Raw genomic sequence first — 23690 nt, 5'->3', positions numbered from 1 at the left:
GGGATATGCGAGCGAAACCCGATCCACCCTGCGTTGGTCACAGGGTGAACGGTGAGGGCGGCCTGTCTCGCGCCCTCAGCCCAGGGCGCGGGTGGCGATGTCGGCCACGTCCGGCGAGAGGCCGGGTGTCTCCGCCACCTTGCGCAGGGCCCGCTCCGCGCTGGCGCGGCGCACCGGCTCCAGCTGACGGAACGTCTTGAAAGAGGCGAGGAGGCGGGCCGCCACCTGCGGGTTCTTGCCGTCCAGCGTCAGCACCACGTCGGTGACGAACTCGTGCCCGGCGCCGTCCGCCCGGTTGAACTGGGTGGGGTTGGTGGCCGCGAAGGCCCCGACCAGCGAGCGCACCCGGTTGGGATTGCCCAGCGAGAAGGCGGGGTGCAGCATCAGGTCCTTGATGCGCTCAAGGGTGCCCGGCGCGGCGATCTGAGCCTGCAGGGTGAACCATTTGTCGATGACCAGGGCATCCCGCTCGAAGCGGTCATAGAAGGCCTGAAGCGCGGCCTCGCGCTCCGGCACCTCGTGCTGGGTCAGCACGGCGAGCGCCGTGATGCGGTCGGTCATGTTGTCCGCCGCCTCGAACTGCGCCTTGGCGCGGGCGATGCCGTCGGCGGAACCCGTCACCGCGAGGAAGTCCAGCGACAGGTTGCGCAGCGCCCGCCGCCCGGCCGAAGCCGCATCCGGCGAGAAGGGGCCGGTGGCGGCCATGGCCGCATAGGTGGTGGCGAATGCGCCTTCCAGCGCCGTGCCCACCGCGATGCGCAGCGCCTTGCGGGCGGCAAACACGGCATCCGGGTCCACGTCCTTCGCCAGCTCGCGCGCCACCTCGCCTTCACCGGGCAGGGCCAACGCCTGCGCCTTGAAGGCGGCGTCGAGCGTGGTATCGGCGAGGATGGCGCGGGCGGCGGTGACGAGCGCCTCCGTGGCCGGCAGGCTGCCGGTGCGCGCGCCGGTCTTCAGCATTTCCAGCGCGATGCGCTGGATGGCGTCGAAGCGGTTGAAGGGGTCGGCGTCATGGGCGGCGAGGAACACCCGGTCGGCCTCGGTGAGGTCGCTCACGAGGTTCACCGGGGCCGAGAACCCGCGATTGAGCGAGGGCACGGGCCGCGCATCGAGGCCGGTGAAGAGGAAGCTCTGGCGCGCCTCGCTCACCTCCACCACCCCGTTCTCCACCGGCGTATTGCCCAGCGCCAGCGGCCGGTCGCGCCCGTCCGGGCCGACGAGGCCGAGGGCGAGGGGGATGAGCATGGGCTTCTTGGTGGGCTGGCCCGGCGTGGGCGGCACCTCCTGCGCCACGTCCAGGCGATAGGTGCCGGCCTCGGCGTCCCACGCGCCGCTGACGGTGAGCACCGGCGTGCCGGACTGCGCGTACCACAGCGCGAATTGGGAGAGATCGCGGCCGGTGGCGTCGGCGAACGAGGCGACGAAGTCCTCGATGGTTGCCGCCTCGCCGTCGTGGCGCTCGAAATAGAGGTCCATGCCCGCCCGGAACCCGGCTTCGCCGAGCAGGGTCTTCAGCATGCGGACCACCTCGGCGCCCTTCTCATAGACGGTCGCCGTGTAGAAGTTGTTGATCTCGCGATAGGTCTCCGGCCGCACGGGATGCGCGAGCGGGCCCTGGTCCTCCGTGAACTGGGCCGCCTTCAGCGCCCGCACGTCGGCGATCCGCTTCACCGGGCGGGAGCGCTCGTCGGAGGAGAATTCCTGGTCGCGGAAGACGGTGAGACCTTCCTTCAGGCACAGCTGGAACCAGTCGCGGCAGGTGATGCGGTTGCCGGTCCAGTTGTGGAAATATTCGTGGGCGATCACGCCCTCGATGCCGGAGTAGTCCGCATCGGTCGCGGTCTCGGGCGTGGCGAGGACATACTTGTCGTTGAAGACGTTGAGGCCCTTGTTCTCCATGGCCCCCATGTTGAAGTCCGACACGGCGACGATGTTGAACACGTCGAGGTCGTACTCGCGGCCGAACGCTTCCTCGTCCCAGCGCATGGAGCGCTTCAGCGCGTCCATGGCATAGCCGGCCCGGGCTTCCTTGCCGTGCTCCACATAGATGCCCAGTTCCACCTCGCGCCCGGAGCGGGTGCGGAAGCTGTCGGAGATCTTGGCGAGGCGACCGCCCACGAGCGCAAACAGATAGGACGGCTTCGGCCACGGATCATGCCACACGGCGTAATGGCGGCTGGTGCCATCCACCTTGCCCGCTTCCACCAGATTGCCGTTGCCGAGCAGCACGGGCGCCTCGGCCTCGTCCGCCTCGACGCGGGTGGTGAAGACGGAGAGCACGTCCGGCCGGTCCGGATAATAGGTGATGCGGCGGAAGCCCTCGGGCTCGCACTGGGTGCAGTAATTGCTGGAGGTACGGTAGAGCCCCATGAGCTGGGTGTTGGCTGTGGGGTCCACCAGCGTCTCGATCTCCAGCACGAAGGCATCGGCCGGGGGATGGGCGAGGGTCAGGCGATCGGGCGTCGCCTCGAAGCTCGGGCCGGCGAGCGGCTTTCCGTCGATGGCGAGGCGCACCAGCGTCAGTCCGTCGCCCTCCAGCACCACCGGGGCGCCGGGGATGCCGGCCGGGTTGCGGCGCAGGGACAGCTTCGACGTGACGCGGGTCTGCGAGGGGTGCAGGGAGAAATCAAGGTCCACCTTGTCCACCAGCCAGTCCGGCGGACGATAGTCGGAAAGGTGGATGGCCTTGGGCTCGGCATCACGCATGTCAACGCTCCTGGCGCCGGCATGGGAAAGGCCGGCGTCTCGCTATTCTGTCGGGTCGGCGGGGAGAGTAGAGCGCGAAGGCGGCGGAGGAAAGCGCACGGCGGGCGCGGCGCTCCGTCCCTGCTGCCAGATCTTCACGGAGGAACCGGCCAGCAGCAGGGCGAGGAGCGGCAGCAGCACCTCTGCCCGGACGATGCCGAGGAGCAGGCTGCCCAGGAAGGCGCCCGCCACCGACCCGAGCCCCATCGCGATAAGGAAGCCGCGATTGCGCGCCAACACGGCGAAGCTCTTGTCCTGGCTGTAGCGCGCGAAGCCCACCAGCATGGTCGGCAGGCTCACGGCGAGGGAGAGGCTGCCGGCGAGCTTCACGTCGCAGCCGAAGAGCAGGATCAGGGTAGGGATGAGCAGTTCGCCGCCGGCCACGCCCAGCACCGAGGCGAAGATGCCGATGGCGAAGCCCGCCGCCACGCCCGCCACCTGTTGCAGGACGCCCTCGAACAGCGGCTGGCCCGTGCCGCCGGCATGGCCGAACAGCAGCACCACCGCGATCAGCGCCAGCAGCAGCGCGATCACCCGGTAGAGCGCGGGCGAGGCGATTCGCAGCACCATCCCGGCGCCGACCCAAGCCCCGAGCAGGCTTCCCGCCAGCAGATTGGCCACCACCAGCCAATGGTCCGCAATCTGCGCAAACGGAACGACGCTCGCGCGAAAGGGTAGGGCGACCGCCACCACGATGAGGCTGACGGCCTTGTTGACGATGATCGCGTCCAGCGCCCGGAAATGGAACAGGCCGATCAGCACCGGCAGCCGGAACTCCGCGCCTCCCAGCCCGATGAGTCCGCCGAGCGTGCCGATGACGCCGCCGGTGGAGAAGGCAAAGGAGTTGAGCGATGCAGCCTTCATGAAACGGGCGACCGTTGCGAAATGGGTCGACACCGTGCGCACGGAATGAACACGCCGTCCATGAATATTGCAGACGGCAACCTGTCTATTTCAATTACGTTCTCGTGGCGGGTTAAATGTATTGTATTCGTTCATATACAGGTGTTGATGAGCTGTATTTGCGGCAATACAATTTCATTCCCGGCGCGCCGCTATTTGCCCGATGCCGAGCCGTGACGCCAGATTTTCCATGCCGACATCAGCAGGATCACCCCGAGCAGCGGCAGCAACGCTGCAGCTGGCACGATGCCGAGCAGCTGGCCGCCGAGGAAAGCGCCGAGCATGGATGCGGCGGTCATCACCGCGAGGAATGTGAGATTTTCCCGCACGACGGCCAAGGTGTTGTCCCGGCCGAAGCGGGCGAAGCCGACGAGGAGGGTCGGCAGGCTCACCGCCAGCGCGACGCTGCCCGCAAGCTTCACCGGCAGGCTGAACAGCAGCACCAGCGTCGGCACCAGCAATTCCCCGCCCGAAACCCCCATGAGCGCCACTGCCAGGCCGATGATGAAGCCGGCGAGCACCCCGGACACCAGCCGCACGGTGCCGTCGATGGCCATGTGTTTCAGGTCCGGATCCTCGCTCAGCAGCATCATAAGCGCGGTGAAGACGAGCATGGCCGCGATGACGCGGAATAGGGTGCGCGAGGCGAAGCGGGTCGCGTAGGTCGCTCCCGTCCAGGCGCCTACGAGGCTGCCCGCCAATAGGGTCACGATCACCCGCCAGTGCTCGGCGACTTCGGCGAAGGGAATGGTGGCCGCCCGGGCCGGCAGGGCGAATGCCACCACCACGAGGCTCAGCACCCGGTTGATGATGATCGCCGGCAGCGCCTCGAAGCCCAGCGCGATCAGCACCGGCAGGCGGATTTCCGCGCCGCCGAGGCCGATGAGGCCGCCGACCGTTCCAATGGCCAGCCCTGCCAGGGACCCGTGCAGCAGACGCCGTCGCGTAGACGTTGCGGAACGCTCGAAAGACATGCCGATCACGCCCCCTTGAACGGTCCATTTCGCACCGTCACCCCAGTCTCAGGATAGGGGGTGGACCGTTGAATTCAAAGGAGTCTGGTCGATTGTCCAAAAATTCCCAACGATTGTTTCGCTAAGGGCGCCTTATCGAATTTTGCGCCGCACCCTAGCTCCTACTCATCAAAGGGCGTGGTGGGGTTGGTATTTAAGGAGATCAACATGCGTAATCTGACTTTTGGCGCCGTCGCGCTCGCCGCCCTGCTTGCTTCCGGCGCGGCCTTTGCGGGTGACGAACCGTCCCTCGCCGCAGCCGATGCCGAGGCGCAGGCTGCTGCGACCATCCATTCGCAGATTCAGCCGCTCGGCTACGCGACGCCCCGCGCCACCCATCCGGCCTTCGCGAATCTCTCGGCCGGCCAGGAGCAGAGCCCGATCTCGGCGGCCGACCGCCTGTTCCTGAGCCAAGGCGATCGCGGCCTCGGCACCAACTGATGAAGAACCCCGGCCGGCGTCGCGCGCCGGCCGGGGCCTTCCAAGTTCAGCCGCTCAGGCGCGCGTCCAGCGCCTCATAGAGCGGGTTGTCGGCGGCGAAGACGTATTCGATGGGGCCGACTGTCACCATGCTGGCACCGCGCTGGCGCAGGAAGGTGGCGAGGGCGTGCAGCGTGTCCGGCGGGCAGTGCAGCGTGAGCATGCCGGACGACGTCGGTCCGCCAAAGGGCGCCACGCAGCGATAGGCCGCCACCGCCTCGTCCACCAGCGAGGCATCGCAATCGGCGAAGCGCGTGCGCACCTCCCGCATGGTCCGCGCCCGCTTCTCGGCTCCCAGCCGGTCGAACATCGCGCGCGCGGCCGCGAGGGCCCCGCCGCTCCAGTTGGCGGTGAGCGAGGCGACGAGGTTCGCCTCGGACTTCAGGATGATGCCGTCGTCCACCACCTTCAGCGCATTGGCGGCGAGCGTCGCACCCGTGGTGGTGATGTCGACGATCAGTTCGGCCGTGCCGGCGGCTGGGGTGCCCTCGGTCGCGCCGGCGCTTTCGACGATGCGGTAGTCGATAATGCCGTGGCGGGCGAAAAAGCCGCGTGTGAGGTTCACGTATTTGGTGGCGACGCGGATGCGTCGGCCGGTGCGGCCGTGGAAGTGGCTGGCCACGTCGTCGAGATCGTCCATGGTGCGCACGTCGATCCACGCCTGCGGCACCGCGACCACCACATTGGCATGGCCGAAGCCGAGCTTCTCCAGAAGCGCCACGCGGCTGTCGGCCTCGTGGATGTTCTCGCGCACCAGATCCTCGCCGGTGACGCCGAGATGGGCGGCGCCGGAGGCGAGCGCGGCGGCGATTTCCGAGGCGGAGAGATAGGCGACCTCCACCCCCTCCACCCCGCCGAGCGCGCCGCGATAGTCGCGGGCGCCGCGGGCCTGCGTCAGCGGCATGCCGGCGCGGGAGAAGAAGGCGTGGACATTGTCCTGCAGCCGCCCCTTGGACGGCACGGCGAGGATGAGCGGGGTAGTCATCGGGCGTCCTCCGCGGCACCGGCGAGCCCTGCGAGGCGCTCCACCCAGGCGGCGAGGCCGACGCCGGGGATGGTGCCTTCCGCGCCGAGCCGGGACAGCAGCCGGTCGTAGCGCCCGCCCGCCACCAGAGGGCCGGCATCCGGCCGCGCCGGATCGCGCAGCTCGAACACCATGCCGCTGTAATAATCGAGGGGCCGCCCGAAGGCGGTGGAGAAGCGCACGGACGAGAGGTTCACGGCATAGGCGGTGAAGAAGCCGGTGCGTCGGTCGAACAGATCGAGGGCCGCGTGGAGATCGATGCCGGCATCCGCCGCCAGTGCCCGCATCCGAGCCGAGGCCTCGTCCGGCGTGCCGGATATGGCGAGGTAGCGAGAGAGGATTTCCGAGGTTTCCGCCGAAAGCCCGCCGCCTGCATCGAGCGAGGACTGCTCCAGGAACCGTTCGGCGATCTCGGACACGCTGCGCCCGCCCACCGTCGAAATGCCGGCGATGGAAAGAAGATCGGTGATGAGCGCACGCGCCGCTGCCGGGTCCGCGCCATCGAGCGCCGCCAGCACGCCAGCATGGGCGGGGGCGCCCTCGCGGTTTTTGTCGCTGAGCTGGGCGAGGTCGAGATTGACCCGTCCCTGGCCGAAATCCTTCAGCAGCCGGCGGCGCATGGCCGGCGCCAGCGGCAAGGCGTCGAGCAGCGTCGTGAACAGTCCGACATCGCCGAGCCGGATGTCCGGCTGGGGCAGGCCATAGAGCGCGCAGGCGTTGAGGCCGAGGGACAGGATCTCCGCGTCCGCCGCCTCGATGTCGGTGCGGCCGAAGGATTCGACGCCGGCCTGCCGGAACTCGCCGGGGCCTTCGCCGCGAAAGCGGAAGACGGGTCCGAGGTAGCTGACGCGCGCCGGCATCGCCATGCCCTCGGCCAGGACCGCACGGGCGACGGGAATGGTGAGGTCGGGCCGCAGGCAAAGCTCGCGGCCTTCGGCGTCGGCCGTCAGATACATGCGGCGGCGGATGGATTCCCCCGACAGGTCGAGGAACACGTCGGCAGGCTGGAGGATGGGTGGATCGAGGCGCGCGAAGCCAGCGGCCGCGAAGGTGGCGACCAGCGCCTCCTCGAGGCTCGGGGACGTGCGGAAGGTGAGGGGCGCGGGCGCCGCGGGCGACATGGCTGCAAGGGTTCCTTGAGTTCTGGCGGGCTTCTAGCAAAGCCGGCGCCCCGCGACCACCCCGGCCCGGTCATACGGGGTTGGCAACAGGCGGGGCTTTGCCGCTAAGCTGCTGCTGCCGGCGGGGGACCGGCTGGGCGACAGGCAAGGATCGAATGGCAGACGGACCGGCAGGTGCCGACGACGAAGGGCGCGAGGGCAGCCTTCCCGGCGCGCCGGGCCATCTTCTCGATCCCACCTTCCGCAACGGCTCCGTGACGGCCATTGGCGTTGTCGGCGGTTTCTCCCTCGCCTTTCTCTCCAACTGGACCCTGATGCCCGGACGTTGGAGCGGCTCGGCGTTCGTGGCGTTCGCGCTGCTGGCGCTGGGCATCGCCTTCCAGCTTCGGGCCCTGGTGGGCATGCTGGAGACGAGTTCGCTTCGCCGGGTGCGCTACAACCGGCTGGTGAAGATCTTCGCCATCGGCATCTATCTCACCGCGGCCGGGGTCCTGTTGGCGCTCATCGCCGAATTGCCTGGGGTCTCGCGCTATCTGCCTTTCTGACCCGCGCTTCGGGTGGCGGCGGGTGTCGTCTATGGTGAGCGCCTGTCGAATCAGGAGGCGGCCATGGCAGGCGCGAGCGGGGCAAAGGGCGGCACGGCGGTGGCCGGCGTCGAAAATCTCTCGTTCGAGCAAGCGCTTGCCGAGCTGGAAGCCATCGTGGCCAATCTGGAGCGGGGCAATGTGCCGCTCGAGGAATCCATCGCCATCTATGAGCGCGGCGAAGCCCTGAAGCAGCGCTGCGAGGCCCTGCTGAAGGCCGCCGAGGCGCGGGTGGAGACCATCACTCGCGATGCCGCCGGTCGGCCGGCGGGGACCCAGCCGCTCGATCCGGACGCCTGAGAACCGTCCCGAAACGGGACGATTGCAGGGTTTGCATGGGACAACGGGAGAACGCAGCGGGACCGAATCGCTGCCGCCCCCGTTTTCCCGGTCTGTTCAGTAGAGGCCCGGGATGACGCGCTTGGTGCGCCGGGCATAGGCGTCGTACTCGGCACCAAAGGCTTCCCGCATCATCTGCTCTTCGCGCCCGACGCGGAAGAAGAAAAGGATACCGAAGCCGATCAGGCCAGCCGGTCCAGCGATGAGATTTGGCAGCAGAAGAAGCTGTGCCAAAGCCCACAGGAAGAAGGCCGAGTACATGGGGTGACGCACTTTCTCATACACCCCGGAGGTGATGAGCTCGTGCTTGTCCTTGATTTCCAGCGTCACCGACCAATACTTTCCAAGCTGCCGGTGGGTGCGCCAGAACAGCAGCAGGGAGCCGGCGAATACGGCGACGCCCGCTGCCACCTGCAGGACGCTCGGCGGGTAGGAGGCGAACTTGGGGAAGCCCGTCGCCGCATAGATCGCCGGGATGATGCCGAGCCCCAGCGTGGAGATGGACAGGAGAATCATCTCCCGCAGATTGCGGTGCCGCGCATCCGCCACGCGCTGGCGTTTTGCCTTTCGTTCAAAGGGGATACGCAGGACGTACCACGATACGACGCCCACCGCCCAGGCGATCTTGGCGAAGGTCAGGAGGCTCATGCGGAGGTCTCGGGTTCGGTGAGGGGGAGGATGCAGCCGGCGGCGTCATGAACGAGCGGGCGCAGGGTTCCATCAGCCAGGAGATAGGCCCGTAAGCTATTGGTATGTGAGGCCAAAACGTCGAACGACAGGGGCCCGCAGACATACGCGTAAAAGTCGTGCGTAGACCGGATGTCGCCCGCCAGGAAGCACTGGCAGTGCAGGCGCATCACGTCGAACCAGTGGCGGCGGTAGATGGTCGGCGAGATCATCTGCCGGATTTCCACATGCCGGATCAATGGCTTGACGGAATAGTCGCCGGGCGGCAGCAGCACCGGGGCGAAGCTGACGGGGCCGAGGGTGACGGGGTTCACCTTGTAGAAGGAGACGATGTCGTCCCGCGACTGCACCTCCACCCAACCGATCCCGTCCGCCGCCGCAGCCCGTTCTGCCGCCTCACGAAAACGCCCGCCGGCCGGGTGCAGGGCGAACTTGGCGGTGGTCGAGCCGAGGGTGAGGATGCGCACGCGGGTGCGGCTTCCGAAGGCGGGGTCGGCGGCCACGGCAGCGGCCACCGCGCTCACCGCGAGCATGGCGCCAAGGCTATGGCCTGCAACGATAATTTCGTCCACGCCCTGCGCTGCCGCCGCGCCCTCCACGGCCCGCAGGCGGTCGGCGAAGGCGAGGATGCGGGCTTCCACCTCGGGATGCCGGCCGCGCACGAAATCCACTGAAAATTCAGCGAGATCCAGCGATTGCTTGAGCCGGAAGCGCCGCCCCGGCCAGCGCATCAGGAAAAGGCCAACGGCGAGGGTGACGCAAAGCCCCGCCACTGTCGCAGGCAGCATGCCGAATGCCGCAAGCCATTGAAAAGACAGGAATCCTGCCGTCGCCGCCAGCCCCCAGAACAGGGCGAGCAGCATGTAGGTAAAGAGGAAAAACAAGCCGTAGCGCCGGCTGGAGCGGAAGTAGTTGGCGATGGTGCCGCTCGACACCATGTCGGCCATCGCCCGCACGGAACCCTTCATGTGGCTCCACACCGAACGGCCCATGTCGGCGCGTGTCAGGTCATGCCACCCCAGGTTTTCAAACGTGGTTTCGGTATGCCAGTTGGGACCGCCAGCTTCGGTTCGCCAGAATCCGCCGGTGGGGGTCGGCACGGGTGCCGCGTCGCGGCAGTGGGTGCGCACATTCCACACATCGCCGAAGCGTTTTAGCTCGCGCACGAAAATGCGGTGGTGCCCTTCCACCGCCATGGGGTCGAAGCCGGCGATGAAGAAGACGTGGCGACGGCGCACCCGGGCGCGCGCGTCCGCGTCGTGGGCCGGGATACCGCGCGCTTCGGCGCCGGTCCCGGCGGTGGGGCCTGCGAGCGTTCCCTCGGCGTCGTGCATGGGCCGCCTTCTAGCGAAGATGGCCGGGCATGGCTAGGCCGGGGCGGAATGGCAGTCCCGCTCCGCCGGCCTCAGCCTGTGTCTGGTCGGCATTGCCTAAACGGCAGCGCCCAAGGATAAAGGGGTGACGTTGGGGTGGGTCGCAGGTTCACGGGACATCTGGCATGGCGCGGTTCCGTGATCTTCTGGCGGGCATTTGGCGGCAGACGCAGCCCAAGCCCGGGGCCATGCGGCCGGCGCCTGCGGCGCCGACGCCTTCAGGGGCCATGCGGCCTGCGCCCGCGGAGCCGACGCCTTCCAGCGCCACGCCCCCGCTGCCCTTGCCTCATTCCCCCATGGCCGCGCCGGACGCGACCTTCGCGCCCGGCCTCCGGGACAGCCCCCTGTCTCGCCTCGCCGCGCTTGGCCCGGCGCCGTCGCTGCTGGTGGTGAAGCTCGACCATGTGGGGGATTTCGTGACCGCGCTGCCGGCGGTCCGGCGGCTCCGCGAGGCCTTTCCCGCCTCCCGCCTGACCCTTCTGTGCGCGCCCTTCACGCGCGATCTCGCCGTGGCGACCGGCCTCTTCGATGCGGTGCAGGCGTTCGATTATTATCCCGCGCGCGGCCATCCGCCCGCCGCCGTGCCGGACGAGGCGCTGGCGGCACTGAAGGCGCTGGATCTGCCGCCCGCCGACATCGCCATCGACCTGCGCCATGCCGACGATGCCCGGGCGCTCCTCGCCGCACTGCCCGTGCGGTTTCGCGTCGGCTTCGCCGGGCTCGGCACGCGCCACGATCTCGACCTCGCGTTGCCGGAGATGGAGGCGTCGGCCCGCGCCGGTGGCCTCGTCGCGCCGCTGCCGGCGGGGGTGCGCCTTTCCGCCCTCGCCGAGGTGCTGGTGAGCGCCTTCCGCGCGGTCCAGCCCAGCCCCGCGGCATGCATTCCCTTCGGCCCTGCACCGGCGCTGCCGGATTTCGCCGATGGCTACGGGGTGCTCGCCCCCGGCGCCCGGCTCGCCATCAAGCACTGGCCGGTGGAAAGCTGGCGGGCTCTGGCAGGGCGGATGCTGGCGGGCAGCGGCCTTGGCCTCGTGCTTGCGGGCACGGCGGAGGAAGCACCGCTGTGCGCCGCCATCGTCGCCGGCCTCCCGACGGATCGCGTGGTGAACCTCGCCGGCCGGCTGGATCTTGGCGGGCTCGCTGCCCTTCTGGACGGGGCGCGGGCCGTGGTGGCGCTCGATTCCGCCCCGGCCCACTTGGCGGCGGCGCTGGGCCGGCCGACGCTGTGCCTCTTCTCCGGCCTTGCGGATATCCAGAGCTGGGCGCCGTCCGGGCCGCAGGTCGCGGTCCTGAGCGCCCATGCGAGTTGCGCGCCGTGCCTGCTGAACGATATCGCCCAATGCCCCCACGGCCACGGCTGCATGACGCGGCTGACGCCGGACCATGCGCTGGAGGGGCTCGCCGCCCTCGGCCTTGAGTTTGCCGGCGTTCCGCTGCACTAGAGCGGCCATGACGCGCTCTTTTGCGACCGCGGCGGAGACCCCGCCCGATGAGGACGGCCCAAGGCCCGGTCCCGCCGATGTGACGGTCGTGTTCGTCACCTACAACAGCTCCGGCGTCATCGGCCGCGCGGTGGCCAGTGTGCCGGCTGAATTCTCGGTGGTGGTGGTGGATAACGCCAGCCCCGAGGGCACCGGCTGGGCCGCGACGCTGACCCGCCCCGCCGATCTGCTCGCCATGCCTGACAATGCCGGCTTCGGCACCGCCTGCAATGCCGGAGCGCGGCGGGCGGCAACGCCCTACGTGCTCTTCCTCAATCCCGACGCGGTGCTGGAGCCGGACACCATCCCCCGCCTGCTGGCGGCGGCGCGGCTCTATGGGGAGCCGGCCATCCTCATGCCGGCCATCGTCGGCGAGAACGGCCGGCTGATGCGCAAGGAAGGCTCCATTCTGGAGAAGGTGCCGCGCAGCGCCCGCCTCGCGCCGGAGGAGATCGCGGGGGACTACTGCACCCGCTTTGTCCATGGCGCCGCCTTCATGGTGGCCCGCGACGCCTTCCTCGATCTCGGCGGCTTCGACGAATCCATATTCCTCTACCACGAGGACGACGACCTCTCGCTCCGCGTGCTGGCCCGCCGCATCCCCATCGTGGTGGTGACGGACGCGCGGGTGACCCACGCGGGCGGGCGCTCCAGCACGCCGTCCTTCGGCCAGACCTTCCGCATCAACCGCGCCAAGATGCACTCGGAACTCTATGTGCGGGAGAAGTACGGCCGCGCCGGCGGGCGGGCGTCGCGGCTCCTGTGGCTCGGCGCCGGCTGCGCGCTGGCGCTGGCGCTGTTCGACCTCCACCGGGTCGCCATCCGGGCGGGAAAATTCGCCGGCTGCCTCGATGGAGTGCGCCGAAACGTGCCGCCGCACGTATAGGTTTTAGCTGTAGACGAAGGTCGTCGGCACGCCGCCGCTGCGTCAGCCTTTGTACGTTGCATACCAGCGGGCCCGTGTGTAAGGCTCGCTTTTCCCGGTTCGTTCCGGTCGGAGTGGTCCGTGACCTTGCTGAAGACCCCGTTGCTCGACACCATTCGTGACCCTGCCGATGTGCGGCGCCTGCCTCAGGAAAAGCTCGTCCAGTTGGCGGCCGAGCTGCGCGCCGAGACCATCGATGCGGTGTCCGTCACGGGCGGGCATCTGGGCGCGGGCCTTGGCGTGGTCGAGCTGACGGTGGCATTGCACCACGTCTTCAATACGCCCCACGACCGGTTGATCTGGGACGTGGGCCACCAGTGCTATCCCCACAAGATTCTCACCGGGCGGCGCGAGCGCATCCGCACGCTGCGCACCGGCGGCGGCCTCTCCGGCTTCACCAACCGGGCCGAGAGCGAATACGACCCCTTCGGCGCGGGCCATTCCTCCACCTCCATCTCCGCCGGCCTCGGCATGGCGGTCGCGCGCGACCTCGGCGGGGTGGAGCGCAACGTGGTGGCGGTGATCGGCGACGGCGCCATGTCGGCGGGCATGGCCTATGAGGCCATGAACAACGCGGGCGCCATGGATTCGCGCCTCATTGTGATCCTCAACGACAACGACATGTCCATCGCCCCGCCCACGGGGGCCATGTCGGCCTATCTGGCGCGGCTCATCTCCGGCCAGACCTATCGTTCCCTGCGCGAGATCGGCAAGCAGATTGCCGGCCACCTGCCCAAGTTCGTGGAGCGCGGGGCGCAGCGGGCCGAGGAGTTCGCGCGCGGCTTCTGGACCGGCGGCACGCTGTTCGAGGAACTGGGCTTCTATTATGTGGGCCCCATCGACGGGCACAATCTCGACCACCTCCTGCCCGTTCTGAAGAACGTGCGGGACGCCAAGACGGGGCCGATCCTCGTCCATGTGGTCACCCAGAAGGGCAAGGGCTACGGCCCGGCCGAGCAGAGCGCGGACAAGTACCACGGCGTCGTGAAGTTCGACGTGGTGACGGGCGCGCAGGTGAAGGCCAAGTCCAACGCCCCGTCCTACACCCGCGTGTTCGCCGAGAGCCTGATCTCCGAGGCGCGGCGCGATCCCAAGATCGTCGCCATCACTGCCGCCATGCCCTCGGGCACCGGCATCGACCTGTTCGGGCAGGCCTATCCCGACCGCACCTTCGACGTGGGCATCGCCGAGCAGCATGCCGTGACATTCGCGGGCGGCCTCGCGGCGGAAGGCTTCAAGCCGTTCTGCGCGCTCTATTCCACTTTCCTCCAGCGGGCCTATGACCAGGTGATCCACGACGTGGCGCTGCAGGGCCTGCCCGTGCGCTTCATCGTGGACCGTGCCGGCCTCGTGGGGGCGGACGGGGCGACCCATGCGGGCGCCTACGACCTCGCCTATCTCGGCTGCCTGCCCGGCATGGTGCTCATGTCGCCCGCCGACGAGGCGGAGCTGATGCACATGATCGCCACCGCCGTGGCCTATGACGACGGTCCCTCCGCCGTGCGCTTCCCGCGCGGCGAGGGCGTGGGCGTGGAGCGGCCGGACAAGGGCGAGGCGCTGCCCATCGGCAAGGGGCGCATCGTGCGCGGCACGGGGGAGGGCGATGTCGCCATCCTCTCGCTGGGCACCCGCCTCGCCGCTGCGCTGGACGCCGCCGAGCGGCTGGAGGCGGCCGGCTTCACCGTGACGGTGGCCGACGCCCGCTTCGCCAAGCCCATCGACCGCGACCTCGCGCTGAAGCTGGCGGCCTGCCATGCCGCGCTGGTGACGGTGGAGGAGGGCTCCATCGGCGGCTTCGGCAGCCAGGTGCTCCAGCTTCTCACCGACGAGGGCGTGCTCGACCGCGGCACCGTCAAGGTGCGCTCCATGGTGCTGCCGGACATCTACATCGACCACGACACCCAGGCCCGCCAGCTCGCCGAAGCCGGCCTCGACGCCAACGCCATCGTGGCGAAGGTGGAGGGGCTGCTGGGCAAGGCGAAGGCCGGGCGGGAGCTGTCGAAGGCGGGGTGAGGGGGCTAAACCCCGAGCACCGCCTCCACATTCCGCCGGTGCACGGCCTCGTAGGGCTCGAAGTACGAGATCGCCCCGGTGCCGAAGGCCTCTGCTGCGAACGTCCGCAGATCGAGCCCCGCCAGCGCCGGCTCGGCCTTCAGGCGCAGCAACTTCTCCACATAGAGCCGCGTCGCGTCGATGAGCGCCGGGCCGTAGCCGCTGGCGGCGATCACGTCGGGATCGCCGTGGCAGGGCAGGATGCGCGTCGCGCCCAGCGCCGCGAGGCGCTTGAGCCCTTCGAGGTGCGCGGCGAGGCGGTCCGGCTCGTCCACATAGGTGATGGGGTCTTCCAGCGTGTCGCCGGCCAGAAGGATGCCGCCGGGCAGCAGCGCCACGGTGCCGTCGCGGCTGTGGATGTCCACGTGGACCAGCTCCACCGCAATGGTCCCGACGGTAAGGGAAAGCCGCGCCTCGAACAGCCGGTTGGGCAGCACCAGCGGGTTGATAGGCGGGTCGGCCGCCTCCAGCCGGGCGCGGTTTTCCCGCAGCAAGGTGTCCGTCTCCCGATTGGCGATGATCTCGCAATCGGCGAAGGCTGCGTTGCCGGCAACATGGTCGTCGTGCCAGTGGCTCAGCACCACGCGGATGCGCCGGGCGCCCCGCTCTTCCAGCGTGCGACGGACGATGTGGGCGTGGGCGAGGGTGATGTGGGTGTCGTAGACGAGGGCGTCGTCGCCATCGATCACCGCATAGGAGGCGATGCCGAGGGCGAAGGCGCCGTCGTCCAGCCAGTTCTCTTGCGGCCCATGCAGCCGCCCACCGGGAATGCGCCCGTCATAGAAGGCGAGCACGCCGGGCGCCGGCTCCAGCACGCGCAGAGTGGAGCCGGGGGTGAGGGCGCCTTCGGCCGTCACTCCGCTGCTTCGAGATTGTGCCCCAGACGGTGGGAGAGCGTGTGCAGCAGCTCCTTCGCCGCGTCGGCGATGACGGTGCCGGGCGGGAAGATGGCTTCGGCGCCGAAGGCCTTCAGGGCGTCATAGTCCTGCGGGGGCACGACTCCGCCCACCACCACCATGATGTCGCCGCGTCCTTCCGCCTCCAGCGCCGCCTTCAGGGCCGGCACGAGGGTAAGATGGCCGGCGGCGAGGGACGAGATGCCGACGACATGCACGTCGTTCTCCACCGCCTGCCGGGCGGCCTCCTCGGGGGTGGCGAAGAGGGGGCCGATGTCCACGTCGAAGCCGAGATCGGCGAAGGCGGAGGCGATGACCTTCTGGCCGCGGTCGTGGCCGTCTTGGCCCACCTTGGCGACGAGGATGCGCGGGCGGCGGCCTTCGGCGGTCTCGAAGGCTTCCACCAGCTTCTGCACCTTGCCCACCTTGTCCGTCATGGCGGAAGCCTCGCGCTTGTAGACGCCGGAGATGGCGCGGATTTCGGCGCGGTGGCGGCCGAACACCTTCTCCAGCGCGTCGGAAATCTCGCCGACCGTGGCCTTGGCCCGGGCCGCCTCGATGGCCAGCGCCAGCAGATTGCCGTTGCCGGCGGCGCCGTTGGTGAGGGCTTCGAGCTTGGAGGCCACCTCGGCCGGGTTCCGCTCGGCGCGCAGGCGGTTGAGCTTGTCGATCTGCGCGGCGCGGACGGCGGCGTTCTCCACCTTGAGAACGTCGATGAGCCGGTCCTTCTGCGGCTTGAACTTGTTGACGCCCACCACGGTCTGCGCGCCGCCGTCGATGCGGGCCTGGGTGGTGGCGGCAGCCTCCTCGATGCGCAGCTTCGGGATGCCGGCCTCGATGGCCTTGGCCATGCCGCCCAGCGCTTCCACTTCCTGGATGTGCGCCCACGCCTTGGCGGCGAGATCGGCGGTGAGCTTCTCCACGAAATAGGAGCCGCCCCACAAATCGATCTGCCGGGTGGTGCCGCTCTCCTGTTGCAGCAGGATCTGGGTGTTGCGGGCGATGCGGGCGGAGAAGTCCGTGGGCAGCGCCAGCGCCTCGTCCAGCGCGTTGGTGTGCAGCGACTGGGTCTGGCCCTGCGTCGCCGCCATGGCCTCGATGGCCGTGCGCATGACGTTGTTGAACACGTCCTGCGCGGTCAGCGACCAGCCGGAGGTCTGGGAATGGGTGCGGAGTGGCAGGGACTTGGGGTTCTTCGCCCCGAGGTCGGTCATCAGGCGCGTCCACAGGAGGCGGGCAGCGCGCAGCTTCGCCACCTCCATGTAGAAGTTCATGCCGATGGCCCAGAAGAAGGAGAGGCGCGGTGCGAACACGTCGATGGGCAGGCCCGCGGCGGCACCGGCGCGGCCGTATTCGACGCCGTCGGCCAGCGTATAGGCGAGTTCGAGATCCTGCGTCGCCCCGGCTTCCTGCATGTGGTAGCCGGAGATGGAGATGGAGTTGAAGCGCGGCATCTCCTTCGAGGTGAAGGCGAAAATGTCCGAGATGATGCGCATGGAGGGTGCGGGCGGATAGATATAGGTGTTCCGCACCATGAATTCTTTGAGAATGTCGTTCTGGATGGTGCCCGAAAGCTTGGAGGCCGCCACCCCCTGTTCTTCCGCCGCCACCACATAGAGCGCCAGGATCGGCAGCACCGCGCCGTTCATGGTCATGGACACGCTCATCTGGTCCAGCGGGATGCCGGAGAACAGGGTGCGCATGTCGTAGATCGAGTCGATGGCCACGCCCGCCATGCCCACGTCGCCGGCGACGCGGGGATGGTCCGAGTCATAGCCGCGGTGGGTGGCGAGGTCGAAGGCCACTGACAGGCCCTTCTGCCCGGCGGCCAGGTTGCGCCGGTAGAAGGCGTTGGAATCCTCCGCCGTGGAGAAGCCCGCATACTGGCGGATCGTCCAGGGCTGGGTGGCGTACATGGGCGCATAGGGCCCGCGCAGGAAGGGCGCGATGCCGGGATAGGTATCGATGTAGCCGAGGCCTTCGATGTCCGCCGGGCCGTAGAGCGGCTTCACCGGAATGCCCTCGGGCGTCGTCCACGCCTCGGCCGCGGCGGCGGGGACGGCGGGGGCGGCGGCGCGCCAGTCGATCTCGGCGAAATTGGGGATCCGGCTCATGGCATCCATCCTGTCGCGCTTCATCCTAGCGCAAATGCAGTGCCGCCTCCATCGGAGGGGCGTTGGTGTCGAAGGGGCGCCCCCGCACGGGAGGCGCCAAGCTCAGATCCCCGCCGCCGCCTGAGCGCGCTTCAGCGTGTCGAGCGCGTCGCAGCCGGCGAAGATGAAATCGGTGACCCCGGCCGGAGCAAGCGTCGCCTGAAGCTCTGCGGCGGGCTTGCCGGCGAGCCATACGGCGGTGGCTCCGGCGGCCTTCAGCGCCTCGGCCGCCGCCGCGCCCTCGGCGCCATACACCTCATCGGAGGAGACGAGGCAGGCGAAGGGCGTGCCCGACGCCTTGAAGGCGGCAACGAGGGCATCGTGGTCGGCGAAGCCGTCCGGCACCGCAGCCGCGATGCCGCCGGCCTCGAAGAAGTTCTTGGCGAAGGTGGCGCGCGCGGTGAAGGCGGCCACCGGGCCGAGGGCGGCGAGGAATACCACGGGCGCCTTGGGCGCGGCCTCGGCGGCATCGCGCAGGGCCTCGAAGGCTTCGGCGATGCGGCTGGGCGCGAGCGCGCCGTCCGCCACCGGGGCGGCGGGCGGCAGCGGCGCCAGCACCTCGGGCGCCTCCTGAACGAGGATGGGGAATTCGGACGTGCCGGTGATGGGGGCCTTGCGGGTGGCGACGTCCGCGTCGCGCTTGGCCTTCACCTCGGCAATCTCGGCCTTGAACCAGCGGTCCTCCAGCACGTCGGCCATGCCGCCGCGCTTCTCGATGGTGCGGAACAGGTCCCACGCCTTGGCAGCGAGGCCGTCCGTGTAGGCCTCCATGGCGCCGGCGCCGGCGGCGGGGTCGGCGACGCGATGGACGTTGCTCTCCTCCAGCAGCATCACCTGCGTGTTGCGGGCGAGGCGGCGGGCGAAGGCATCCGGCAGGCCCAGCGCCTGGGTGAAGGGCAGCACCGTCACGCTGTCCGCCCCGCCGACGCCGGCCGCGAAGGCGGCGACCGTGGTGCGCAGAAGGTTCACATAAGGGTCGCGGCGGGTGAGGGAGCGCCACGCGGTGGTGGCGTGCAGCTTCAGCGGCTTTTCCGGCAGGCCGCATTCGCGCAGCACGGCGGCCCAGAGCAGGCGGAGCGCGCGGAACTTGGCGATGGTGGCGGTCTGGTTCACGTCGGCGACGAGGGCGGCCTCGATGCGCCCGGCGGCCTCCTCCAGCGGGATGCCGGCCTCGGCATAGGCCTTCAGATACGCGACCAGGGTGGCGAGCACCGCCGCCAGCTCCTGCGCATCCGAGGCGCCGGCCGCGTGATAGACGCCGCCGTCCGCCCGGGCGAAGGGGCCGGCGAAGCCGCGGGCCTTGAGGATGGCCGATGTCTCGGCGAAGCGCTTGGCGAGCAGCGGCCAGGCCATGGGCAGGGTGCCGTGGGCGGCGAAATCGCTTAAGGGATCGAGGCCGAAGGAGACGGAGACGCCCTCCGGCTTGAAGCCGCGCGCTTCCACGAGATCGGCGAAGGCGAGGGCATCCTCGCGGCCCTGGAAATTGCCGCTCTCGATGCGCACGTCGATGAGGTCGAGCAGCACGTCCTTCAGCACCACCGCGAGGTCCACGCCCTCCGGCAGGCCGAAGCCGTAGGCCGAGGGGGCGGCGGCGAAGACGAGGGAGAGGCCCGAGGCGCCGCCGTCGAGGTCTTCCAGCGCCTGCGCATTGGCCTCGGCAGCGTCGGTCTGGTCCACCCGCATGGAGATGACCCACGGCGCCCCCGCCGGTCGGCCGGCGACGAGGGGCGCATCCGCCTTGCGCTCCGGCAAAGCGTCCAGCGCCAGGCCCTCGTAGGTGCGCGTCACCAGCCGCTTGTCATAGGGCGCGCCCTTCAGCACGCCTTCCACCAGCTTCAGCCAGTCCGCGCGGGTGACGGGAGCGATGTCGGTTGCGAAGGGGAGGGCGGTGGCGTCGGTCATGTCAGGACCTCGGGAGGGAAGGGAGTCGTTCGCTTGCTTCGCGACGGCGGCAAAGCAGCAACGAATGATGAGCCGGCATAAGCGTTCGCGCGCCCTCTCCCCTCGCGGGAGAGGGCCGGGGTGAGGGGGTGTTCGAGCGTGGCGGAATGTGCGGTCGGAGGAGCCGCAGCCCCCTCACCCCCAGCCCCTCTCCCGCGAGGGGAGAGGGGAGGCAAAGGGCGGCGCTTGCCCCCGCCTTACCCATCACCGCCGCTCCCGCGCGGCCAGCGCGCGCTCGGCGTCCACGATGTAGTCGCGGATCACCGGCACGTCGTCGCGCTTCTCGGAGAGGAGGAGCTGGAACACCATGTTGGAGCCGTGCAGGAAGCCCAGCTCCACGGCGGCGAGGTAGAATTCCCACATGCGGCCGAAGCGCTCGCCCATCATGGCGTCGGCTTCGGCGCGGCGGGCCATGAAGTTCCGCCGCCAGGCGCGGATGGTCCAGTAATAGTGCAGCCGCAGCACCTCGCAATCGTCCACCCACAGGTGCGTGCGCTCGGTGGAGGCGAACACTTCCGACAGCGCCGGCACATAGCCGCCGGGGAAAATGTACTTGCGGATGAAGGGCGCCGTGGTGCCGGGGGGCGACATGCGGCCGATGGCGTGGATCAGCGCGAAGCCGCCCGTGTCCAGCAGGTTGCGGATGGTGGTGAAATATTCGTCGAAATGGGCGACGCCCACATGCTCCATCATGCCGATGGAGACCACGCGATCGAACTTGCCGGTGAGGTTGCGGTAGTCCACCTCGCGGAAGTCGATGCGGTCGATGACGCCCGCCGCCTCGGCGAGGCGCCGGCTCTCGGCCAGCTGCTCGGGCGAGACGTTGATGGCGGTGACCTGCGCGCCGCATTCCTTCGCCATGTAGATGGCGAGACCGCCCCAGCCGGAGCCGATCTCGGCCACCCGCATGCCGGGGGAGATGTTCAGCTTCGCCGCGATATGGCGGAACTTGTTGCGCTGGGCGTCGGCCAGCGGCTCGTCGGGATGGGTGAAGTAGGCGCAGGAATACGCCATCGTCTCGTCCAGCCACAGCCGGTAGAAATCGGCCGGGTGGTCGTAGTGGGAGGAGACGTTCTCCTTCGCCTTGCCGACGGGGTTCGCCTGCTGGAACCGGCGCACCGAGCGCCACGCCTGCCTGAGCGCCTGCTGCACCGGGTGGGAGCCGAGGCCCTTGCGGTTCACCGAGAAGAGATTGAGCAACTCGAAGGCGCCGGCCCCATCCTCGAAGGAGAGGCGGCCGTCCATATAGGCTTCGGCCGCCACCAGCTCCGGGTTGAAGAACAGGTCGCGCTCCAGCTTCTTGTCGTGCATCCGCACCGTGACGGACGGGCCGTCCTTGCCCGAGCCGAACACGTGGCGCTTGCCATCGGCCGTGATGACCGTGAGCTGGCCCTTTTCCACGAAGCGGCTGAGGAGGTGGGAGAGGAGGCGCATTCAGAAGGCTCCGGCAGGCGCCCGCGCCCGCAGATGCGGGAGGGACGGGGAGGGGGCGAATGTGCCGGACATTTTCACATGACGAGGCGCGAGGCCACCCTCGTGCCCCGGCCAAACAGAACCGAAGGAACTCCCTCTCCCCTTGCGGGAGAGGGCAGGGGTGAGGGGTATGGCGCCCCTCGTCCCTGCATCATGAATGCGGCACGGCAGCCCCCTCACCCCCGGCCCCTCTCCCGGGCGAACTCGGCTGTTGCCGAGTTCGCTTCGTGAAATTCGAAGTCGGCAACAGCCGACTTCGAGGGGAGAGGGGAGGTGCATGGAGAAGAATTGCCCTTCCCCAAGCATCACGCGAATTCCAGGATCACCGCGTCCACCGCGAGGCTGTCGCCGGCCTTGGCGTGGACGGACTTGACCACCCCGTCGCGCTCGGCGCGCAGCACGTTCTCCATCTTCATGGCTTCGACGATGGCGAGGATTTCGCCGTTCTTCACCTCCTGGCCGGGCACCACCGCGATGGAGACCACGAGGCCGGGCATGGGGCAGAGCAGTTCCTTGCCGCCGCCGGCATTCTCCTTCTTCGGCATCAGCGCCGCCAGCGAGGCGGACAGCTCGGTGTAGACCTGCGCCTTGGTGGAGATGCCGCGGTGGGCGAGCACGTAGCCGTTGGGGATCGGGCGCACCTGCACCGCCACCTGATCGGCATCGATGGTGCCGGTCCAAACCACGTCGCCGGGCTTCCAGGTGGAGCGCAGCAGGTGGATATGGCCGGGGGTGCCGTCCGCCTCGAAGATCTGCACCTTGAAACCGCCGTCCACCGCCTCGACCTCGCAGGGGGTGGAGAGCGTCGCCTCGCCGGCCGAGAGGTTCACGATGCGGCGCTTGGCGAAGCGCCACGTCACGCCCGAGGTCTGGCCGGAGATCTGCCGCTTGCGGGTGTTCTGGATGTGGTCGATCACCGCCGCCACGGCGGAGAGCGTATGCGTCAGCTCGCCTTCCGGCGCACGGGCGTGGAAGCCGTCGGGATATTCCTCGGCGATGAAGCCGGTGGAGAGGTTGCCCGACTGCCAGCGCGGATGCGCCATCAGCGCCGAGAGGAAGGGGATGTTGTGGCCGATGCCGTCGATGGCGAAGGCATCCAGCGCATCCGCCTGCGCCTCGATGGCGATGGCGCGGGTGGGGGCGTGGGTGACCAGCTTCGCGATCATGGGATCGTAGAAGATGGAGATTTCCCCGCCCTCATAGACGCCCGTGTCGTTGCGCACGGTGATGGGGCCGTCCTTGCCTTCCGCCGGGGGGCGGTACCGCACGAGGCGGCCGGTCGAGGGCAGGAAGTTGCGGTAGGGGTCTTCCGCATAGATGCGGCTTTCCACCGCCCAGCCGGTGAGCTTCACGTCGTCCTGGGTGATGGTCAGCGGCTCGCCGGCGGCGACGCGGATCATCTGCTCCACGAGGTCGATGCCGGTGATGAGTTCGGTGACCGGATGTTCCACCTGCAGACGGGTGTTCATCTCCAGGAAGAAGAAGCTCTTGTCCTGCCCGGCGACGAACTCAACCGTGCCGGCGCTGTCGTAGCCCACGGCCTTGGCCAGCGCCACGGCCTGCTCGCCCATCTTCTTGCGGGTGGCCTCGTCCAGCAGCGGGGAGGGGGCTTCCTCCACGACCTTCTGGTTGCGGCGCTGGATGGAGCACTCGCGCTCGCCGAGATAGATGACGTTGCCGTGCTTGTCGCCCAGCACCTGGATCTCGATGTGGCGCGGATCGACGATGAACTTTTCCACGAACACGCGGTCGTCGCCGAAGGAGGACTTGGCCTCCGAGCGGGCGCGGTCGAAGCCGTCCTGCACCTCGTCACGGCTGTAGGCGATGCGCATGCCCTTGCCGCCGCCGCCGGCGGAGGCCTTGATCATCACGGGATAGCCGATCTCGTCGGCGATCTTGGCCGCCTCCTCGCCGGAGGCGATCTCGCCGAGATAGCCGGGCACGGTGGAGACCTTGGCCGCGGCGGCCGCCTTCTTGGACTCGATCTTGTCGCCCATGGCCTCGATGGCATGGGGGTTCGGGCCGATGAAGACGATGCCGTGCTCGGCGAGCAGCTTGGGGAAGGAGGCGCGCTCGGAGAGGAAGCCGTAGCCGGGATGCACCGCCTCGGCGCCGGTCTTCTTGCAGGCCTCCACGATCTTCTCGGCGATGAGATAGGACTGGGCGGCCTGCGGCGGGCCGATATGCACCGCCTCGTCCGCCATCTCCACATGGAGGGCGTCCTTGTCGGCGTCGGAATAGACGGCAACGGTCTTGATGCCCATCTTGCGCGCCGTCTTGATGACGCGGCAGGCGATCTCACCCCGGTTCGCGATCAGGATCTTCGAGAACATGGCGTTCGTTCCTTTGCGCCAGCGGCGCTGAATTCTTTGCGGTCCTCTCCGGTGTCTTCCCCTCTCCCCTTGCGGGAGAGGGTGCCGGAGCGCAGCGGAGGCGGGTGAGGGGGCTCGCCGGCGTCTGGCGCAGCGGCGCGATACCCCTCACCCCGGCCCTCTCCCGC

The 23690-nt window shown here is 69.0% G+C and carries 18 protein-coding genes; 6 read left to right on the top strand and 12 right to left on the bottom strand.

Features of this window, described 5'->3' with window-relative positions; translation table 11 throughout:
- Nucleotides 1-75 precede the first annotated feature (75 nt).
- From pepN to ACT54R_RS01975, 3 genes are all read right to left on the bottom strand, one after another.
- A complete protein-coding gene (gene pepN, locus ACT54R_RS01985) occupies nt 76-2706 on the bottom strand; it encodes an aminopeptidase N (RefSeq protein WP_476322919.1) in 2631 nt (876 codons plus the stop codon).
- Nucleotides 2707-2748: 42 nt separating this feature from the next.
- Nucleotides 2749-3609, bottom strand: a complete 861-nt coding sequence (locus ACT54R_RS01980; RefSeq protein ID WP_476322916.1) for a TSUP family transporter — start codon at nt 3607-3609, stop codon at nt 2749-2751.
- A gap of 191 nt (nt 3610-3800) precedes the next feature.
- Complete coding sequence (locus tag ACT54R_RS01975; RefSeq protein ID WP_476322913.1) at nt 3801-4622, bottom strand: sulfite exporter TauE/SafE family protein; 822 nt, start codon at nt 4620-4622, stop codon at nt 3801-3803.
- Nucleotides 4623-4829: 207 nt separating this feature from the next.
- Here ACT54R_RS01975 and ACT54R_RS01970 point away from each other — a divergent pair, with 207 nt between their 5' ends.
- Nucleotides 4830-5102: a hypothetical protein gene (locus ACT54R_RS01970; RefSeq protein ID WP_476322910.1), complete on the top strand. Its 273-nt coding sequence runs from the start codon at nt 4830-4832 to the stop codon at nt 5100-5102.
- A 46-nt stretch (nt 5103-5148) separates the two neighbouring features.
- Here ACT54R_RS01970 and hisG read toward each other — a convergent pair whose 3' ends face one another.
- A complete protein-coding gene (hisG, locus tag ACT54R_RS01965; protein WP_168460455.1) occupies nt 5149-6126 on the bottom strand; it encodes an ATP phosphoribosyltransferase in 978 nt (325 codons plus the stop codon).
- Nucleotides 6123-7286: an ATP phosphoribosyltransferase regulatory subunit gene (locus ACT54R_RS01960; RefSeq protein WP_476322906.1), complete on the bottom strand. Its 1164-nt coding sequence runs from the start codon at nt 7284-7286 to the stop codon at nt 6123-6125. Before ACT54R_RS01960 ends, hisG begins: the two co-directional genes overlap by 4 nt.
- 155 nt (nt 7287-7441) lie before the next feature.
- On the opposite strand from ACT54R_RS01960, the gene ACT54R_RS01955 reads away from it, so the two are divergent.
- Nucleotides 7442-7831, top strand: coding sequence for a hypothetical protein (locus ACT54R_RS01955; protein WP_210254646.1), 390 nt, complete (start codon nt 7442-7444; stop codon nt 7829-7831).
- 63 nt (nt 7832-7894) lie between these two features.
- Nucleotides 7895-8170 carry an exodeoxyribonuclease VII small subunit gene (locus tag ACT54R_RS01950; protein ID WP_029559001.1) on the top strand — a complete coding sequence of 92 codons (276 nt, stop codon included), beginning with the start codon at nt 7895-7897 and terminating at the stop codon, nt 8168-8170.
- 96 nt (nt 8171-8266) lie between these two features.
- On the opposite strand, the gene ACT54R_RS01945 is transcribed toward ACT54R_RS01950, so the two are convergent.
- Entirely contained in the window at nt 8267-8857 is a 591-nt protein-coding gene (locus ACT54R_RS01945; RefSeq protein ID WP_476322903.1) for a protein-S-isoprenylcysteine O-methyltransferase, read from the bottom strand.
- Nucleotides 8854-10230 (bottom strand): hypothetical protein, encoded by a 1377-nt coding sequence (locus tag ACT54R_RS01940; protein WP_476322900.1) that lies wholly within the window; start codon nt 10228-10230, stop codon nt 8854-8856. Before ACT54R_RS01940 ends, ACT54R_RS01945 begins: the two co-directional genes overlap by 4 nt.
- A gap of 335 nt (nt 10231-10565) precedes the next feature.
- Between ACT54R_RS01940 and ACT54R_RS01935 the strand changes: the two genes are divergently transcribed.
- The 3 genes from ACT54R_RS01935 (at nt 10566) to dxs (ending at nt 14688) form a co-directional block, all read left to right on the top strand.
- Nucleotides 10566-11711, top strand: a complete 1146-nt coding sequence (locus tag ACT54R_RS01935) for a glycosyltransferase family 9 protein (protein WP_476322898.1) — start codon at nt 10566-10568, stop codon at nt 11709-11711.
- Nucleotides 11712-11718: 7 nt separating this feature from the next.
- Nucleotides 11719-12636: a glycosyltransferase family 2 protein gene (locus ACT54R_RS01930; protein ID WP_476322895.1), complete on the top strand. Its 918-nt coding sequence runs from the start codon at nt 11719-11721 to the stop codon at nt 12634-12636.
- Nucleotides 12637-12756: 120 nt separating this feature from the next.
- Entirely contained in the window at nt 12757-14688 is a 1932-nt protein-coding gene (dxs, locus tag ACT54R_RS01925; protein ID WP_476322892.1) for a 1-deoxy-D-xylulose-5-phosphate synthase, read from the top strand.
- A gap of 5 nt (nt 14689-14693) precedes the next feature.
- On the opposite strand, the gene ACT54R_RS01920 is transcribed toward dxs, so the two are convergent.
- From ACT54R_RS01920 to ACT54R_RS01900, 5 genes are all read right to left on the bottom strand, one after another.
- Nucleotides 14694-15584 (bottom strand): MBL fold metallo-hydrolase, encoded by an 891-nt coding sequence (locus ACT54R_RS01920; protein WP_476322890.1) that lies wholly within the window; start codon nt 15582-15584, stop codon nt 14694-14696.
- Nucleotides 15581-17737 carry a methylmalonyl-CoA mutase gene (gene scpA, locus ACT54R_RS01915; protein WP_168460440.1) on the bottom strand — a complete coding sequence of 719 codons (2157 nt, stop codon included), beginning with the start codon at nt 17735-17737 and terminating at the stop codon, nt 15581-15583. The genes ACT54R_RS01920 and scpA overlap by 4 nt, the downstream gene beginning before the upstream one ends.
- A gap of 102 nt (nt 17738-17839) precedes the next feature.
- Nucleotides 17840-19678, bottom strand: a complete 1839-nt coding sequence (locus tag ACT54R_RS01910) for a methylmalonyl-CoA mutase subunit beta (RefSeq protein WP_476322885.1) — start codon at nt 19676-19678, stop codon at nt 17840-17842.
- 243 nt (nt 19679-19921) lie between these two features.
- Nucleotides 19922-21151: a class I SAM-dependent methyltransferase gene (locus ACT54R_RS01905; RefSeq protein ID WP_476322882.1), complete on the bottom strand. Its 1230-nt coding sequence runs from the start codon at nt 21149-21151 to the stop codon at nt 19922-19924.
- A gap of 344 nt (nt 21152-21495) precedes the next feature.
- The gene (locus tag ACT54R_RS01900; protein ID WP_476322879.1) at nt 21496-23523 is read right to left on the bottom strand and encodes an acetyl-CoA carboxylase biotin carboxylase subunit; all 2028 of its coding nucleotides are present in this window, start codon (nt 23521-23523) and stop codon (nt 21496-21498) included.
- Between the last annotated feature and the right edge of the window lie 167 nt (nt 23524-23690).

It is taken from the genome of Xanthobacter sp. DMC47 (assembly GCF_056313845.1).
Note: the sequence above shows the minus strand (reverse complement) of the source record. Positions and strands in the feature narration are given on the sequence as shown.

Coding starts and splice junctions, on each gene's coding strand:
- pepN (WP_476322919.1), bottom strand. CDS start 2,706: ATGCGTGATGCCGAGCCCAAGGCCATCCACCTTTCCGACTATCGTCCG.
- ACT54R_RS01980 (WP_476322916.1), bottom strand. CDS start 3,609: ATGAAGGCTGCATCGCTCAACTCCTTTGCCTTCTCCACCGGCGGCGTC.
- ACT54R_RS01975 (WP_476322913.1), bottom strand. CDS start 4,622: ATGTCTTTCGAGCGTTCCGCAACGTCTACGCGACGGCGTCTGCTGCAC.
- ACT54R_RS01970 (WP_476322910.1), top strand. CDS start 4,830: ATGCGTAATCTGACTTTTGGCGCCGTCGCGCTCGCCGCCCTGCTTGCT.
- hisG (WP_168460455.1), bottom strand. CDS start 6,126: ATGACTACCCCGCTCATCCTCGCCGTGCCGTCCAAGGGGCGGCTGCAG.
- ACT54R_RS01960 (WP_476322906.1), bottom strand. CDS start 7,286: ATGTCGCCCGCGGCGCCCGCGCCCCTCACCTTCCGCACGTCCCCGAGC.
- ACT54R_RS01955 (WP_210254646.1), top strand. CDS start 7,442: ATGGCAGACGGACCGGCAGGTGCCGACGACGAAGGGCGCGAGGGCAGC.
- ACT54R_RS01950 (WP_029559001.1), top strand. CDS start 7,895: ATGGCAGGCGCGAGCGGGGCAAAGGGCGGCACGGCGGTGGCCGGCGTC.
- ACT54R_RS01945 (WP_476322903.1), bottom strand. CDS start 8,857: ATGAGCCTCCTGACCTTCGCCAAGATCGCCTGGGCGGTGGGCGTCGTA.
- ACT54R_RS01940 (WP_476322900.1), bottom strand. CDS start 10,230: ATGCACGACGCCGAGGGAACGCTCGCAGGCCCCACCGCCGGGACCGGC.
- ACT54R_RS01935 (WP_476322898.1), top strand. CDS start 10,566: ATGGCCGCGCCGGACGCGACCTTCGCGCCCGGCCTCCGGGACAGCCCC.
- ACT54R_RS01930 (WP_476322895.1), top strand. CDS start 11,719: ATGACGCGCTCTTTTGCGACCGCGGCGGAGACCCCGCCCGATGAGGAC.
- scpA (WP_168460440.1), bottom strand. CDS start 17,737: ATGAGCCGGATCCCCAATTTCGCCGAGATCGACTGGCGCGCCGCCGCC.
- ACT54R_RS01910 (WP_476322885.1), bottom strand. CDS start 19,678: ATGACCGACGCCACCGCCCTCCCCTTCGCAACCGACATCGCTCCCGTC.
- ACT54R_RS01905 (WP_476322882.1), bottom strand. CDS start 21,151: ATGCGCCTCCTCTCCCACCTCCTCAGCCGCTTCGTGGAAAAGGGCCAG.
- ACT54R_RS01900 (WP_476322879.1), bottom strand. CDS start 23,523: ATGTTCTCGAAGATCCTGATCGCGAACCGGGGTGAGATCGCCTGCCGC.